14 protein-coding genes and 2 pseudogenes are annotated in these 15,070 nt (G+C 65.6%); 13 read left to right on the forward strand and 3 right to left on the reverse strand.

Translation table 11 applies throughout. The annotated features are described in order from the left end of the window. Positions 1 to 12: 12 nt before the first annotated feature. The 8 genes and pseudogenes from GT370_RS20365 (at position 13) to GT370_RS20400 (ending at position 6,205) form a co-directional block, all read left to right on the forward strand. Positions 13 to 561 (forward strand): glycoside hydrolase family 73 protein, encoded by a 549-nt coding sequence (locus GT370_RS20365; protein WP_270183681.1) that lies wholly within the window; start codon positions 13 to 15, stop codon positions 559 to 561. Then, entirely contained in the window at positions 558 to 2,501 is a 1,944-nt protein-coding gene (locus GT370_RS20370; RefSeq protein WP_008495576.1) for a FlgK family flagellar hook-associated protein, read from the forward strand. The genes GT370_RS20365 and GT370_RS20370 overlap by 4 nt, the downstream gene beginning before the upstream one ends. Then, on the forward strand, positions 2,498 to 2,959 hold the full coding sequence (locus GT370_RS20375; RefSeq protein WP_008495577.1) for a flagellar basal body-associated FliL family protein: 462 nt from the start codon (positions 2,498 to 2,500) through the stop codon (positions 2,957 to 2,959). Before GT370_RS20370 ends, GT370_RS20375 begins: the two co-directional genes overlap by 4 nt. 6 nt (positions 2,960 to 2,965) lie before the next feature. Then, positions 2,966 to 3,256, forward strand: a complete 291-nt coding sequence (locus GT370_RS20380) for a flagellar biosynthetic protein FliO (RefSeq protein ID WP_008495578.1) — start codon at positions 2,966 to 2,968, stop codon at positions 3,254 to 3,256. Then, entirely contained in the window at positions 3,231 to 4,043 is an 813-nt protein-coding gene (gene fliP, locus GT370_RS20385; RefSeq protein WP_270183682.1) for a flagellar type III secretion system pore protein FliP, read from the forward strand. The genes GT370_RS20380 and fliP overlap by 26 nt, the downstream gene beginning before the upstream one ends. Next, positions 4,043 to 4,321 carry a flagellar biosynthetic protein FliQ gene (locus tag GT370_RS20390; RefSeq protein WP_008495580.1) on the forward strand — a complete coding sequence of 93 codons (279 nt, stop codon included), beginning with the start codon at positions 4,043 to 4,045 and terminating at the stop codon, positions 4,319 to 4,321. Before fliP ends, GT370_RS20390 begins: the two co-directional genes overlap by 1 nt. A gap of 1 nt (position 4,322) precedes the next feature. Next, entirely contained in the window at positions 4,323 to 5,087 is a 765-nt protein-coding gene (locus GT370_RS20395) for a flagellar biosynthetic protein FliR (protein ID WP_008495581.1), read from the forward strand. Continuing rightward, positions 5,080 to 6,205, forward strand: a pseudogene (locus GT370_RS20400) (EscU/YscU/HrcU family type III secretion system export apparatus switch protein). The gene GT370_RS20395 and the pseudogene GT370_RS20400 overlap by 8 nt, the downstream one beginning before the upstream one ends. A 70-nt stretch (positions 6,206 to 6,275) precedes the next feature. Here the strand turns inward: GT370_RS20400 and GT370_RS20405 are convergent. The 3 genes from GT370_RS20405 to GT370_RS20415 form a co-directional block, all read right to left on the reverse strand. Then, positions 6,276 to 6,533 (reverse strand): Cro/CI family transcriptional regulator, encoded by a 258-nt coding sequence (locus GT370_RS20405; RefSeq protein WP_008495584.1) that lies wholly within the window; start codon positions 6,531 to 6,533, stop codon positions 6,276 to 6,278. A 561-nt stretch (positions 6,534 to 7,094) separates the two neighbouring features. Continuing rightward, complete coding sequence (locus tag GT370_RS20410; RefSeq protein WP_008495585.1) at positions 7,095 to 7,805, reverse strand: ribonuclease activity regulator RraA; 711 nt, start codon at positions 7,803 to 7,805, stop codon at positions 7,095 to 7,097. 12 nt (positions 7,806 to 7,817) lie between these two features. Continuing rightward, a complete protein-coding gene (locus tag GT370_RS20415; protein WP_008495586.1) occupies positions 7,818 to 9,245 on the reverse strand; it encodes an aldehyde dehydrogenase family protein in 1,428 nt (475 codons plus the stop codon). A 208-nt stretch (positions 9,246 to 9,453) separates the two neighbouring features. Between GT370_RS20415 and GT370_RS20420 the strand changes: the two genes are divergently transcribed. The 5 genes and pseudogenes from GT370_RS20420 to GT370_RS21795 form a co-directional block, all read left to right on the forward strand. After that, positions 9,454 to 12,138, forward strand: a complete 2,685-nt coding sequence (locus tag GT370_RS20420) for an SDR family oxidoreductase (RefSeq protein WP_270183683.1) — start codon at positions 9,454 to 9,456, stop codon at positions 12,136 to 12,138. 1 nt (position 12,139) lies between these two features. Then, the gene (locus GT370_RS20425; protein WP_008495589.1) at positions 12,140 to 13,693 is read left to right on the forward strand and encodes a GMC oxidoreductase; all 1,554 of its coding nucleotides are present in this window, start codon (positions 12,140 to 12,142) and stop codon (positions 13,691 to 13,693) included. Then, a complete protein-coding gene (locus tag GT370_RS20430; protein ID WP_270183684.1) occupies positions 13,690 to 14,067 on the forward strand; it encodes a DoxX family protein in 378 nt (125 codons plus the stop codon). Before GT370_RS20425 ends, GT370_RS20430 begins: the two co-directional genes overlap by 4 nt. A gap of 94 nt (positions 14,068 to 14,161) precedes the next feature. Further along, on the forward strand, positions 14,162 to 14,590 hold the full coding sequence (locus GT370_RS20435; protein ID WP_008495591.1) for a hypothetical protein: 429 nt from the start codon (positions 14,162 to 14,164) through the stop codon (positions 14,588 to 14,590). Beyond that, a pseudogene (locus GT370_RS21795) lies at positions 14,587 to 14,937 on the forward strand (SMP-30/gluconolactonase/LRE family protein); the annotation flags it as partial. The gene GT370_RS20435 and the pseudogene GT370_RS21795, both read left to right, overlap by 4 nt. Between the last annotated feature and the right edge of the window lie 133 nt (positions 14,938 to 15,070).

The raw sequence follows: 15,070 nt of genomic DNA on the forward strand, positions 1-15,070 counted from the left end.
CCGGGGGCAAGCATGGCGCCGGTCAGCGAAAGCCCGCTGGCGGCCCCGCAGGCGGAGGCCGAGTCTGGCGCGGCCTCCGATCTCATCGGCCAGGCCAAGAGCTTCGCCAAGCAGATCTGGCCGGCGGTGGAGCAGGCGGCGCAGACTCTGGGGGTGCCGCCGGTCGGCATTCTCGCGCAGGCGGCGCTGGAAACCGGCTGGGGCGCGGCTGCCCCCGGCCATAATCTCTTCGGCATGAAAGCCGCCCCGGGCGATGAAGCCACCACCCGGGCCACCAGCGAGATGGTGGATGGCGTGCTGACCCAAACCAGCGCCGCCTTCAAGGATTACGCCACGCCCAGCGCCAGCGTGCAGGATTATGTCCGCCGCGTGCAGGATGTGTTTCCCGGCGCGGCCGGGCAGGACAGCGTGGATGGCTTCGCCACCGCCCTGCAGCAGGGCGGCTACGCGACCGACAGCCATTACGCGGCGAAAATCGTCAGCATTTCCCAATCCCCGATGATGGCGCAGGTGCTTGATGCGCTGGGCGTCACCGCAACGCAGAAGGTAGCCTCCCCATGAGCGGCATCAGCAGCGCTTTGTCCACCGCCGCCTCCGGGCTGGCTTTGTTCGAGGCCGGGATCGAGACGGTCTCCAACAACCTCACCAATGCCAGCACCGCCGGCTATGCGGTGGAGAGTGTCAGCGCCGCCGAGGCCACGGCCGGTGCCGGCCAGGCCGGGGCGGGCGTGCTCGCCCCCAACGTGACGCGCGCCAGCAGCGCCTTCGCCGCCCAGCAGCTGCGCACCGCCAATACCGGCGCCGGCGCCTCCAGCCTGCTCTCCACCCAGCTCACCGCGCTCTCCAACGCGCTCACCGGCAATGGCAATGTGCAGAGCGCGATGAGCACCTTGTTCGGCGATCTCTCCACCTTGGCCTCGGAGCCGACCAGCGATGCCCAGGCCGCCACCGTGCTCTCGGCCGCGGGCGGTGTCACCAGCGCCTTCCAGAGTGCCGGCGGCTCGATCCAGAGCGTGATGGCGCAGTCGAGCGCGACGCTGAGCACCGATGTCACCAGCGCCAACGGGCTGCTCACCCAGCTCGCCGCGATCAATAAATCCCTGCAGGGCGCGCCGAATGATTCCAGCCTGCTCGACCAGCAGCAGGCGGCGTTGAATTCGCTTTCCAGCCTGGTCGGCGTCACCGTCACCGCGCAGGCGGATGGCGGGGTGGTGGTGAGTGCCGGCGGCACCATGCTGCTCACCCAGGCCGGGGCGAAAACCTTGAGCGTTGGCACCACGGCGAAAGGCGGGCCGACCGTGCTGGTCGGCAATGACGGCACCACCCTCACCGCCGGCGAGGAGGATGGCGCGATCGGCGGCGCGCTTTACAGCTACCAGGCCGGTGCCCAGGCGCAACAGGGGCTGAACGCGCTGGCCACGGTGTTCGCCAGCGCCATGAACACCGCCCAGGCGCAAGGGCTGACCAGCAGCGGCGCCCAGGGCGGGGCTTTGTTCAGCGTGCCGGCCGCCACCGCCACCGTATCGCAAAGCAATAGCGGCGCCGCCACGGTGAGTGTCAGCGCGCTGAACGCCGCCGCCTTGCCCACCAATGGCGGCCCCTTCACCCTCACCTATAGCAGCAGCGGCTGGAGCGCGGTGAACCAGGCCACCGGCCAGAGCCTCAGCGTCACCGGCACCCCGCCCAGCGTGGCGGGCATGACGCTGGCGGTCACCGGCACCCCCGCCACCGGCGATAGCTGGACGCTGAACCCCGCCCCGGATGCCGCCAGCGCCATCGCGGTAACCGCCACCACCCCGCAGGACATCGCCGCCGCCGACCCATACGTGGCCAGTGCGGGCACGCTGCAAGCCAGCGGCGCCATCGTCGACAACAATGCCGGCAGCATCACCCCGGGCACCGATACGGTGGTGACCACGCCCAACAGCAACGCCGCCCTCGTGCCGGCGGCGGATTACGGGCAGAGCCTCATCGTCACCTTCACCTCGCCCACCGCCTACAGCATCGCCACCGCCAGCGCGCCGAATACCGTGATCGCCTCCGGCAGCTTCTCCAGCACGGCGGGGGGCAGCATCGCCGTGGCCTATCCGTCGAACAGCGCCGCCGCGGGCAGCTACTGGCAATTGCCGATCACCGGCACCCCCGCCGCCGGCGACACGCTGAGCCTGACCCCGGGCGGCGCCCAGAGCGGCTCCAACGCCACCCGCATGGCCGCCCTCTTCACCGCCGCCGGCACCACATCCTCCGGCACGCTGGAGCAGAGCGTGGTCGATCTGAGCGCCAATCTCGGCGTCGGCGCCCAGGCGGCGCAGACCAGCGCCACTGACAATGCCGATCTCGTCACCAGCGCCACCGCCAATCTGCAGACGCAGAGCGGGGTGAATTCCGACCAGCAGGCGGTGCTGCTGAGCAATTACGAGCAGGCCTACCAGGCCTCGGCGCAGGTGATCAGCGTCGCCCGCAGCATGTTCTCCTCGCTGATGACGGCGGTGGGGGCATGAAAAAGGCGGTCTTCATCGCGCTCGGCGCGGTCGTGCTGCTGGCGCTGGGCGGTGGCGGCGCCTATGCCTACCTGACCCTGACCGCCAAGCCCGGCAAGCAAGCCGCCAGGCCCGCCAAACCCTCCCCGATTTTCTTCGCGCAGCTGGCGGATCTCGTCGTCAGCATTCCCGACCAGGCGGGCGACCCGCCGGCGGATTTCGTCGATGTGACGCTGCAATTCCAGACCGGCAAGGAAGACCAGCTGGCGAATTTCTCCACCATCGAGCCGATCATCCGTTCCCAGCTCATCGGCATCCTGATGCGCCAATCGGCGAAAACGCTGAGCGACCCGGCGGTGCGCCAGCAGATCGAGCAGCAGAGCCTGGAGGTGGTGAATGCCGCGCTGCAGAGCCGCCATTACGCGCAAACCGCCCCCTTCACCGCCGCCTTCATCACCAATCTCGTGGTGCAGGATTAGTCTTTGATGCCGCCTGCCTCGCTCTGGGCCTCCTCGCTCACCTCGCTGCTGGTGATCTTCGCGCTGCTGGGCCTGGCCTGGTGGGTGGCGCGGGCCTTGCAGCGCGGGCGCTTCGGCCAGCGTGCAAGTGCCGCGCAGAAGATCAATCTCAGCCATGTGCGGTCGCTGGGCGGGCGCAATATGCTGGCGGTGGCGGAGATCGAGGGGCAGCGTTTTCTCATCGGCATCGGCCGGGACGGGGTGACGCGCATCGGCCGGCTGGATCGGCCAGATGATCGAGACGATGATGAGGCTTAAGCCGCTCCTCGCCGGGCTCATGCTGCTGGCCATTGGCGGCGTCGCCCTCGCCCATGCTGCCACGTCGGCCGCCAGCCCGGCCGCCAGCCCGGCCGCCAGCCCGGCCTCCGGCCTGGCCTTGGTGCAGTCGGTCAATGGCAAGCAGGGTGCCACCTACTCGCTCGACATTCAGGCGCTGCTGGTCATCACCGCGCTCGCCTTCCTGCCCGGCATCATTCTGCTGATGACCGCCTTCACCCGCATCATCATCGTGCTCTCCATCCTGCGCCAGGCGCTGGGGCTGCAGACCACGCCGCCGAACATGGTGCTGATCGCGCTCTCTCTGGCGCTCACCGTGTTCGTGATGCGCGGGGTGATCCAGCAGGAACAAACGGACGCCCTGCAGCCCTATCTGGACGGCAAACTCACCTTCGAGCAGGCGGTGCAGGCGGCGCAGCCGCCCTTGCAGGCCTTCATGCTCGGCCAGACCCGCGCCGAGCCGCTGCATCTCTTCGTCGATCTCTCCGGCAACCATTATGCCAGCCCGCAATCCGTGCCCTTCACCGTGCTGGTCCCGGCCTTCGCCACCTCGGAGCTGGAGACGGCGTTTCAGATCGGCTTTCTGATCTATATCCCCTTCGTGCTGATCGACCTCGCCGTCGCCTCGGTGCTGATGTCGCTCGGCATGATCATGGTCTCGCCGACGCTGATCTCGCTGCCGCTGAAGCTGCTGATGTTCGTCTCCATCCATGGCTGGGTGCTGATCCTCGGCACGCTGGCCAACAGTTTCGCGGTGCCGGGCCATTGATGGCGCCGCTTTATCTGCGCCTGCTGCACCAGGCGCTGGCCACCGAGCTGATGGTGCTGCTGCCGGTGATCGGCATCATCCTGGCGATGGGCTTTGTCATCGGGTATCTGCAGGCCGCGACCCAGCTTGAGGATGCCACACTTTCGCTGATGCCCAAGCTGCTGGCGATGATTGGGCTCAGCCTCACCGGCGCCTTCGGCATATTGCCGCTGCTGGAGCGCTTCGCCACCAGCTGGATCGCGCATGCGCCGCAGCTGGTGCGGCTGAGCTGGGGCTGAGATGGCGCTGAGCCAGGCGCTGGTGATGCAGTGGCTGGGCCAGTTCCTCTGGCCCTTCCTGCGCCTGACCGGGCTGATGCTCACCGCCCCGCTGCTCAGCTCGGCGATGATGCCGGCGATGGTGAAGGCGATCATCGCTGCCGCCTTCGCCCTGGCCATGGCCGGCTGGCTGCCGCATCTGCCGCCCTACCCGGCGGACCCGTTCACCGCGATCGGCCTCGGCCTCACCCAGATCGCTTTCGGGGCGGCCATCGGCATGGTGATGCAGCTGATCGTCCAGGCCATCGCCAGTGTCGGCGAGATCGCCGGGCTGTCGATGAGCCTCAGCTTCGCGGAATTGCAGATGCTGGGCGCCAGCGGCGACACCCCGGTGCTCTATGACATCATGAGCTGGGCCGGGCTGGTCGGCTTCATGGCGGCGGGCGGGGTGGAATGGCTGTTCAGCGCGCTGTTCAATTCCTTCGATCACGGGGTTGGCCTGCCCAATCTCGGCGTCTGGGGCGGTTATGCGCAGCTCGGCAATATGCTGATCGGCAGCGCGGTGGCGCTGTCGCTGCCGGTGATCGCCGTGGCACTCTGCATCAATCTCACCATTGGCCTCACCACCGTGTTCGCGCCGCAGCTCAATCTGCTTTCCATCGGTTTTCCGCTGCTGATCCTGGGCGGGCTCTGGGTGATGACGGAATCGGTGTTCTATATCGGCCACGCGCTGCGCTTCATGCTGCAGGCCGGGATGCAGACTCTCGGCGGGCTGATCCATGGCTGAGGGCGGCGCGGAAGACAAGAAACATGCCCCCACCGCGCGCCGCCTCGCCCAGGCGCAGGAGAAGGGCAATATCCGCCGCTCGCAGGATTTCCCGCGCGCCGCCATCATCATCGCCATCATCATCGCCGGGCTCACCGCCGCGGGGGGCTTGGGCGGGCGGCTGGCGGCGGACATGGCGGGCTGCCTGGCCCAGGCCGGCACCGCATCGCTGGGTGCGGCCAGCGGCTGGGAAGCGGCGATGCTGCACGATATCGCGCCGCTGCTGCTGTTGCTGGCTTTGCTGGCGGTGGCGGCCAGCTTCGCCTCCGGCGGCTTCGTCTTCACCCTCAACCCGCTGATGCCGGATTTCGCGGCGCTGATGCCCGATCGCGGCCTCTCGCAGATCTTCTCCACCACCGGCTTGATCGAGAACGCCAAGAATCTGCTGAAAGTCGCGGTGATCGGCGGGGCAGGGGGGCTGATGATCCTGCTGCATCACGACGAATTCGCGGGCCTCGCCGGGCCGCTGCGGCCGGACCCTGAGACCGTGCTGCTGCTGGTGCTGCAGGTGCTGGGCGCCTCCGGCCTGGCGGTGCTGGTGCTGGGGCGGGGGATCTGGCCTTACAGATCTGGCTGCACCGGCGCAGCCTGCGCATGTCCGACAGCGAGATGCGTGAGGAGATGAAGGATGTCGCCGGCAATCCGCATGTGAAATCCCAGCAGCGCCGGCTCGCCCGCAAGATGGCCCGGGCCCGGCAGATGCAGCGCATCCCCGAGGCCAGCGTCATCGTCACCAACCCGACCCATTATGCCTGCGCCATACGCTACCGGAAGGGCGCGGACCGCGCGCCCTTGCTGCTGGCGAAAGGCGCGGGCTGCAGGCGGAGGAGATCATCTCCCGGGCCCGCGCCTTCGGCATCCCGCTGGTGGAGGCCCCGCCGCTGGCGCGCGCGGTCTATCGCTATGTGGAGCCGGACGAGCATGTGCCGGTGGCCCTCTACCGCGCCTGCGCCGAGGTGCTGGCCTATGTCTGGCGCCTGCAGGCCTGGCGGGCGCGCGGCGGTGAGCGCCCGCAACCGCCCAAACCGGGCAGCGGCGAGATCACCGTGCCGGGCCGGCGGCGCGTGACCGAGGATTAAGCCGCTTTGGCAAGGCAGCAGGGTGCGGTCGAATCCCCCAAAAGCAGCTTTTGGCGGGTCTCTTAACCCCTCAGCGCAACGCCACGAAACGCGACAAGGCGGTGCGGGTGACGCGGTAATGTTTCGCCAGCTCGCTCACCCGGCCTGGCGGAATGCGGTTTTCACGCACCCATTGGCAGACCGACGGATGCGCGATGCCCACCGTATCCGCCACATCCTTCACCCCGCCGAACGCTTCGATCACGTCCCGAACGGTGGGGGCCTGTTCGACAATATCCCGGCGCTCCTTTTGAGTCGGCCGCCGCTCATAGCTGGGTCTGCGTGCCATCTTTCCTTGTCCTTCTCGGTCCGGCTCATAGTCTGGCAGCTTTTGCCAGCAGCCATTATGTTTTGGTAACGATATAGGTTCTTTATCGAAACTGCAAATCCGTGCTTTACGGGTATGCAAAAAAATATAGACATGCAAGTCTAAGTTTTTAGTTAATTTTTTAAAGTGAGACCGCCTACATCAACCCTACCGAGAAAGTCTTAAGGAATGGCAATGATTTATCCACAGCGTCCGGGATAACATTGTGGATAAGGCTGTGGAGGGGCGGTGAAGACCCGGGACAAACAAGGCCCGGAACGGGACCGGGAGCGCCCCGGCCCGCATGCTTTATCTGTTTGAAAACGATATGTTTTTTGGCCGCGCCAGGGGCGGTGAGGGATTTTTTTCAGGAGGCCTGAAAAAAATTCGGACATTTTCGCGGCGGGTGGAAAACCGCAGGCGGCTTCTTGGCGTTTTCGGGCGATATGGGAGGAGGCCGGATGGCCTACTTGTATGGCCTACTTGTCATGTAGGGCTGCCGGCGCGGCGTCCTGCGCCCTCGCCGGCAGTGCTGGGCTGGCTTTACGTCCCCTGCGCCGCCTTGAACGCCTCATAGCGCGCCTTGTTTTCCTCGTTCGGCGGGTACAGCCCGGGCAGCGCCGCCCCGGCCTCGATCTGGGCATAGATCCAGCTTTCCTGGCGCTCCTGCTCGACGGCGATGGCGACCACCTCCGCCAGCAGCGCCTGCGGGATCACCACCGCGCCGTCATCGTCCACGACGATGACGTCGTTCGGGAACACCGCGACGCCGCCGCAGCCCACCGGCTCCTGCCAGCCGACGAAGGTAAGCCCGGCGACGGAAGGCGGGGCGGCGATGCCGGCGCACCAGACCGGCAGCTCGCTCGCCAGCACCCCGGCGGCATCGCGCACCACCCCGTCCGTCACCAGCGCGGCGACACCGCGCAGGCGCATGCGCCGGCAGAGTATGTCACCGAAAATCCCGGCATCGGTGACGCCCATCGCATCGACGACGGCGATGCAGCCCTCCGGCATCGCCTCGATGGCGGCACGGGTGGAGATCGGCGAGGCCCAGGAGGCCGGGGTGGCCAGATCCTCACGCGCCGGCACGAAGCGCAGGGTGAAGGCTGGGCCGACCAGGCGCGTCTGCCCCGCCTTCAGCGGCTTTGTGCCGCGCAGCCAGACATTGCGCAGCCCTTTCTTCAGCAGCACCGTGGTCAGGGTGGCAGTGGAAATGCCCTCCAGCGTGGCGATGGTGGTGGCGTCGAGCTTCATCGATAGCTCCCCTCAGGCCCCGTACCCAACCACGCCTTTGATCTCCAGGAACTCATCCAGCCCCCAATGCGACCATTCGCGGCCATTGCCGGATTGCTTGAAGCCGCCGAAGGGGGCGGAAATCTTCGTCGGCGGGGCGTTGATATAGACCGTCCCGGCGCGCATCCGGCTCGCCACCGCCCGTGCCTTGGCCAGATCCTCGGACTGGATATAGGCGGCCAGCCCGTACACCGTGTTGTTCGCCTCGGCGATCGCGGCTTCCTCGCTGTCATAGGGCATGATCGCGAGCACCGGCCCGAAAATCTCTTCCCGGGCGATGCGCATCTCCGGCGTCACCCCGGCGAACACGGTCGGGCGCACATAATAGCCCCGGCTCAGCCCCTCCGGCCGGCCTGGCCCGCCGGCCACCAGCGTCGCCCCCTCGGCGATCCCCGCCTCGATCAGCCCCTGGATCTTATCGAACTGGATCTTGCTCACCACCGGGCCGAGATTGGAGTTCTCCGAGCGCGGATCGCCCACCACGAAATTCGCCGCGGCGGCCCGGGCCAGCTCCACCACCTCCTCATGGCGGGCGCGCGGCACCAGCATGCGCGAGGGCGCGTTGCAGCTCTGGCCGCTATTGGAGAATAGATTGGCCACACCCTGCGGCACCGCCTTGGCGAAATCCGCCTCCGGCAGCAGGATATTGGGGGATTTGCCGCCCAACTCCTGGTGCACGCGCTTCACCGTGTCCGCCGCCGCCTTGGCGACGAGAATGCCCGCCCGGGTGGAGCCGGTGAAGCTCATCATATCCACATCCGGATGCGCGGAGAGCGCCGCGCCGACGCTGGCGCCATCGCCATTCACCAGGTTGAACACGCCCTTGGGCACGCCGGCTTTTTCCATCACCTCGGCGAAGATGATGCCGGTGAGCGGCGCCACCTCGGAAGGCTTCAGCACCATGGTGCAGCCCGCCGCCAGCGCCGGGCCGACCTTGCAGGTGATCTGGTTCAGCGGCCAGTTCCACGGGGTGATCATCCCCACCACGCCGATCGGCTCTTTGACGATCTGCATGTCGCCTTCCATCCAGGCGAATTTATACTCTTTCATCACCCGCACGATCTCGCGCAGATGCGCCTGGCCGATCCAGGCCTGCGCGTCGCGGGCGAAGGCCAGCGGGGCGCCCATCTCCTGGCTGCAGGCCTGGGCGATATCCTCATAGCGCTTGTCATATTCCGCCAGCACCGACTCCAGCAGCTGCAGCCGCTCCCTCGGGCTGGTGCGCGAGAAGCTCTCGAAGGCCGCCTTCGCCGCCGCCACCGCCTTGTCCACATCGCCAGCGGAGCCGCCGGAAATGGTGGTGAAGGCCTCTTCGGTCGAGGGGTCGATCACCTCGATCGCCTGCGGGGTGATCGGGTCCACCCACGCCCCATCGATGAAGAACTGCATATTATGGCTCATAAAAACGCTCCGCGTCATGAATTTGCGGCGATCCTACCGGCAGAAGGGGGCGGCTTGTCAAACCCGGGCCCCTCTGCGGAGGACCGCCGCATGTCCATAAGCTGACAGGGTTTACATGTTTCCGTTGGGTTACAGCCGGGGCTTTTGCGTTGATCCCGCCTGTAACCGCCCCACCTCTTTTTCAGCATTGTCCAAAAAGGAGCACATCATGCCCGACGATCAACGCCAGATTGTGGATCAGCTGGCCAAACGTCCCTACGCGCAGACGATGGTCGGCCACAAGGCCCTGGTGACGGGCGCCAGCTCCGGCCTTGGCCGTGCCTCGGCCCTCGGCATGGCCCGCGCCGGGGCGGATCTGGTGATCGATTATAATGGCAGCCCGGAGGCGGCTGACGAGCTGGCGCATGAGATCGAAGCGCTGGGAAGGCGCGCCATCACCGTGCAGGCGGATGTCTCCAAGGAAGAGGATGTGGAGGCGCTGTTCGCCGCCGGGGTGAAGGAATATGGCACGCTGCACGCGGTGCTGAGCAATGCCGGCATCCAGCGCGACGCGGCTTTGCTGGACATGACGCTGGAACAGTGGAACGCGGTGATCGGCGTCAACCTCACCGGCCAGTTCCTCACCGTGCGCGCGGCGGTGCGCGAATATAAACGCCGCGGCCCGCAGCCGGAGGTCTCGGCGGCGCTGGGCAAGATCGTCTGCATGAGCTCGGTGCATCAGCAAATTCCCTGGGCCGGCCACGTGAATTACGCGGCCTCGAAAGGCGGCATCAACATGATGATGCGCAGCATCGCCCAGGAAGTGGCGCCGATGCGGGTGCGGGTGAATGCGGTGGCGCCGGGGGCGATCCGCACGCCGATCAACCATGATGCCTGGGCGACGCAGGAGGCCTACGATAATCTGATGAAGCTGGTGCCCTATAACCGCATCGGCGAGCCGGACGATATTTCCCGCGCTGTCACCTGGCTGCTTTCGGATGAGTCCGACTACGTCACCGGCGCCACTTTGTTCGTCGATGGCGGCATGACGCTGTATCCCGGCTTCGCGCACGGGGATAACATCATGGCGGCGAAAATCGAGGATTATGCCGTTATCGGCAATGGCGAGACGGCGGCTTTGGTCTGCCGCGACGGCTCGGTGGACTGGCTGTGCATGCCGCGCTTCGACAGCGCGGCCTGTTTCGCGGCTCTGCTCGGCGATGAAAGCAATGGCCGTTGGCGCATCGCCCCCAGCGGCGCGCACCGCTCGCACCGCGCCTACCGGGGCAAGACGCTGATCCTGGAGACGTTCTATGAAACCGATGGCGGCAGCGCCAAGCTCATCGATTTCATGGCGCGTGAGGAAGGGCGTTCTTATCTCTGCCGGCGGGTGGAGGGGATTTCCGGCACAATCGAAATGAATGCCGCTTTGTGCGTGCGTTTCGATTACGGCGCCTCCATCCCCTGGGTGACGCAGCTGGGGGATGGGCGGCTGAAATTCGTCGTCGGGCCGGACCAGCTGGTGCTGCAATCGAGCATCCGCCCGGCCGACGGCGCCATTCGTGACCAGCTGCATTTCACCGTCAAACAAGGCGAGATCATGGATTTCGCTCTGGGCTGGACGCTCTCCTACCGCGACGAACCGCCGCCGGTTGATTTGCAGGCGGCGCTGGCGGAGACAGAGGATTTCTGGACCGGATGGGCGGCGCGCTTCCCCGGTGCGGGCAAATATAGCGATGAAGTGCAGCGCTCGCTGATCACGCTGAAATCGCTGGCGCATTTCGAAACCGGTGGGATCGTCGCGGCCGTCACCACCTCGCTGCCCGAGCAGCTCGGCGGCGAGCGCAACTGGGATTACCGCTTCTGCTGGCTGCGCGATGCGACGCTGACCCTCTACGCCTTGCTCGAATCCAATTATGTGGAGGAGGCGAAGCGCTGGCGCCATTGGCTCTCGCGCGCCATCGCCGGCAGTGCCGAGCAATTGCAGATCATGTACCGGCTGGATGGCGCGCGCCGGCTCGATGAATATGAGCTGGACTGGCTCCCCGGCTATGAAAACTCCAAGCCGGTGCGCATCGGCAATGCCGCCTCCGGCCAGGTGCAGCTCGATATCTATGGCGAGGTGCTGGACGCGCTCTATTTCGCCCGCAAGCAGAATCTGCCGCAGGAAGAGGGCGTATGGAATCTCGTTCTGGAATTGCTGGAGCGGCTGGCGAAGATCTGGGACCAGCCGGATGATGGCATCTGGGAAATGCGCGGCGGGCGAAGGCATTTCACCCATTCCAAGGTGATGGCCTGGGTGGCGTTCGACCGCGCGGTGCGCCTGGTCGAGGACTATGGCCATGAAGGGCCGGTCGGCGAATGGCGGCGCATCCGAAAGGCGATTCACGAGGAGGTCTGTGCCAAAGGCTTCGATAAATCCCGTAATTGCTTCGTGCAATATTACGGCGCGAAGGAGGTTGATGCCTCCTTGCTGCTGATCGCGCTCACCGGCTTCCTGCCGGCGGATGATCCGCGTGTCGCCGGCACGGTGAAGGCGATCGAGGAAGATTTGCTCAGCGAAGGTTTCGTGCTGCGCTACCGCACCGAGGCCGGGACGGACGGGCTCTCCGGCAATGAAGGCGCGTTCCTCGCCTGCAGCTTCTGGCTCGTTGATAATTACGTGCTGCTCGGCCGCTTCCAGGAGGCGGAGGAATTGTTTGAAAAACTCCTGTCCCTGCGCAACGATCTCGGCTTGCTGGCGGAGGAGTATGACGCCAGGGCGAAGCGGCAGGTCGGCAATTTCCCGCAGGCTTTCTCGCATATCGGCCTGATCAACTCCGCCTACAACCTCACCCGCGCCAACGGCCCGGCGGCCAAACGCGCCGACGGCGATGGCGCGGCGGCGCCGGTGACATCCTCGGAGGCGGTCTGATATGGCTGAGCATTACGATGTCATCGTCATTGGCAGCGGCCCAGGTGGCGCCAGTTTCGCGCAGCGTCTGGCGCGCACCGGCAAGAAAATCCTGATGCTGGAGCGCGGCGATTATCTGCCGCGCGCGCGCGCCAACTGGGATGCGAAAACCGTGTTCATGCAAGGCGCCTACCAGGCGCGGGAGGATTGGCGGGATAAGGACGGGAAAATCTTCCATCCCGGCCTGCATTATTTCGTCGGCGGCAATTCCAAGGTCTATGGCGCGGCTCTGTTCCGCCTGCGCGAGCGCGATTTCGGCCTGCTCGCGCATGAGGACGGCCCATCCCCCGCCTGGCCGCTGAGCTACCAGGATTTCGCCCCTTGGTATGACGAGGCGGAGGCGCTGTTCAGCATCCATGGCCAGGCCGGCGAAGACCCGACCGAGCCGCCGCGTGGCGCCTTTCCGCACCCGCCGGTCTCGCACGAGCCGGTGATCGGCGACCTCGCCGCGCGTCTCTCCAGGCAGAATCTGCATCCGTTCCATATGCCGCTGGGCATCAAGCTGACCGAGGCGCATGGCAAGCCCACGCCTGAGAGCGTGTGCATACGCTGCGATGCCTTCGATGGCTTTCCCTGCCTGCTCAACGGCAAGGCGGATGCGCAGGTGATATGCGTCGACCCGGCGCTGGCGAAATTCCCGAATCTGGAGCTGCGCACCAATACCTACGTAAAGCGCCTGCACGCCAGCGCGAATGGCCGCGCCATCAGCACAATCGAGGTCGAGCAGGATGGCGAGACCTCTCGGCTCAGCGCGGATATCGTCGTCGTCGCCTGCGGCGCGCTCTCCTCCGCGCTGTTGTTCCTGCGCTCCTTCAGCGATGCGCATCCCAATGGCCTCGCCAACCGCTCGGATCAGGTCGGCCGCAATTATATGCGCCATAATCAGTCGATCCTGATGGCGCTGATGCGCACCCCGAATGACGATGTGTTCCAGAAAACATTGGGCCTGTCGGATTTCTATTTCGGCACGCCGGAGACGCCATCACCGCTCGGGCTGGTGCAGATGTGCGCGAAGGTGCATACCGGGCAGATTCTCGGCGAGGCCGTGCCCTCCTGGCTGCATTGGCTGCCGAAACTGCCCTTCGACATGATGGCCCGCCACGCCATCGATTTCTGGCTCTCCAGCGAAGATATTCCGAAGCCGGAAAACCGCATCGCCTACAAAGACGGCAAGGTGCAGCTGGATTTCACCGAAACCAACGCCAACGAACATCGCCGCCTGCGCCAGGAATTAAAGCGGGTCTTGAGCAAGAGCTATAAATGGGGGTCGGAGCGTCTGGCCTATTTCTCGCTGCCGATGGGGCTGGAGGCGACTTCGCATCAGGCCGGCACCATGCGCTTCGGCACCGATCCCGCCAGCGCCGTGCTGGACATCAATTGCAAGGCGCATGAGCTGGATAATCTCTACGTCACCGATGCCAGCTTCTTTCCTTCCATCGGCGCGGTGAACCCGACTTTGACCATCATCGCCAACGCGCTGCGCGTCGCCGCCCATGTCGAGGCGCGTCTGGCATGAATTTCCTGCTCCACACCGCCCCCGACATCCTCGCCAGGGTGCTGCTGGTCTGCATGTTTCCGCTCTCCGCCTACGATAAGATCGTGCATTGGCGGGAGGCGATGGCGCAGGAGGAAACCGAGCCCTTGCCCTTTCCCGAGGCGCTGATGGTGGTTGCCATCGCCATCGAGGCCCTCACCCCGCTCTGCATCGTCTTTGGCTGGCATGACCGTCTCGCCGCCTTCATCCTGGCCGGCTTCTGCGTCGTCACCGCCATCCTCTTCCATCCCTTCTGGAAATATCCGCATTTCTGGCGCGATGCCGGCGATGGCCGCCAGCATTTCTGGATTTCTTCAAGAATCTTTGCCTCGCCGGCGGGCTGGGCCTGCTGGTGATCAGCGCCGGTCCGGTAGGGCTGGGCGCTGTCGTGACCCACCCGCTTTCCAATGCGCCCTATAGCGCGCCGCCATCCCCCTGAAAGGAGCGACCATGCCGCATGTTCCCTATTGGCATCTCTGGACGGATGTAGATGGCATCAGCCATTTCTCCCAGGCCGTGCTGGAGAATTTCAGCTTCGAAGGCGTCGGCGGTGCCGACCCGCAATGGAACAACAAGCTCTTCACCGGCCAGAGCGCCATCGTCTTCACCGAACAGCCGGTCGGCTGGGTCGGCGAATGGCATGAAAATCCCAAGCCGCAATGGATCGTGCCGATCTCCGGGCGCTGGTGGGTGGAGGCGATGGACGGCACGCGCCGCGAATTCGGCCCCGGCGATGTGCAGTTCGGCGAAGACCAGAATTGCCGGGACTCGAACGGCAAGCGCGGCCACCGCTCCGGCACCATCGGCGATGTGCCCTGCGTGCTGATGTGCGTGCAGATCGACGCCAAGCCGCAAAAACAACCGGGGCACTTCAAGTGAGCCTGTACGACATCCAGGATCCGCGCTTCAACCATCTCACCCTCGGCAACGCCCAGCTCGAAACCTTGGCGGATGGCTGCCGCTGGCTCGAAGGCCCGGTCTGGTTCGCGGATCAGGAGTTGCTGCTGTTTTCCGATATTCCCAATAACCGCGTGCTGCGCTGGTGCGAGAATGTCGTCACCACCTACCAATCCCCATCGGATTTCGCCAACGGCCATGCGCGCGACAATGAAGGGCGGCTGATCTCCTGCCTGCATCATCGCCGCGCCATCACAAGGCGCGAGCTTGATGGCCGCGCCAGCATCCTTGCCGATGAATATGACGGCAAAAGGCTGAATGCCCCGAACGATGTCACCATCCAGCGCGGCACCGGCGCGATCTGGTTCAGCGATCCCGTCTATGGCATCATGACCGATTACGAAGGCGGCAAGCAGGCCCCGAACGTCCACCAGCTCTCTACCGGCTGGATGCGAACGGCAC

Origin of the sequence: Acidocella sp. MX-AZ03 (genome assembly GCF_027626035.1) — a bacterium.
Taxonomy (GTDB): Bacteria; Pseudomonadota; Alphaproteobacteria; order Acetobacterales; family Acetobacteraceae; genus Acidocella; species Acidocella facilis.

Coding starts and splice junctions, on each gene's coding strand:
- GT370_RS20420 (WP_270183683.1), top strand. CDS start 9,454: ATGCCCGACGATCAACGCCAGATTGTGGATCAGCTGGCCAAACGTCCC.
- GT370_RS20425 (WP_008495589.1), top strand. CDS start 12,140: ATGGCTGAGCATTACGATGTCATCGTCATTGGCAGCGGCCCAGGTGGC.
- GT370_RS20390 (WP_008495580.1), top strand. CDS start 4,043: ATGGCGCCGCTTTATCTGCGCCTGCTGCACCAGGCGCTGGCCACCGAG.
- GT370_RS20435 (WP_008495591.1), top strand. CDS start 14,162: ATGCCGCATGTTCCCTATTGGCATCTCTGGACGGATGTAGATGGCATC.
- fliP (WP_270183682.1), top strand. CDS start 3,231: ATGATCGAGACGATGATGAGGCTTAAGCCGCTCCTCGCCGGGCTCATG.
- GT370_RS20430 (WP_270183684.1), top strand. CDS start 13,690: ATGAATTTCCTGCTCCACACCGCCCCCGACATCCTCGCCAGGGTGCTG.
- GT370_RS20405 (WP_008495584.1), bottom strand. CDS start 6,533: ATGGCACGCAGACCCAGCTATGAGCGGCGGCCGACTCAAAAGGAGCGC.
- GT370_RS20380 (WP_008495578.1), top strand. CDS start 2,966: ATGCCGCCTGCCTCGCTCTGGGCCTCCTCGCTCACCTCGCTGCTGGTG.
- GT370_RS20395 (WP_008495581.1), top strand. CDS start 4,323: ATGGCGCTGAGCCAGGCGCTGGTGATGCAGTGGCTGGGCCAGTTCCTC.
- GT370_RS20370 (WP_008495576.1), top strand. CDS start 558: ATGAGCGGCATCAGCAGCGCTTTGTCCACCGCCGCCTCCGGGCTGGCT.
- GT370_RS20415 (WP_008495586.1), bottom strand. CDS start 9,245: ATGAGCCATAATATGCAGTTCTTCATCGATGGGGCGTGGGTGGACCCG.
- GT370_RS20375 (WP_008495577.1), top strand. CDS start 2,498: ATGAAAAAGGCGGTCTTCATCGCGCTCGGCGCGGTCGTGCTGCTGGCG.
- GT370_RS20365 (WP_270183681.1), top strand. CDS start 13: ATGGCGCCGGTCAGCGAAAGCCCGCTGGCGGCCCCGCAGGCGGAGGCC.
- GT370_RS20410 (WP_008495585.1), bottom strand. CDS start 7,805: ATGAAGCTCGACGCCACCACCATCGCCACGCTGGAGGGCATTTCCACT.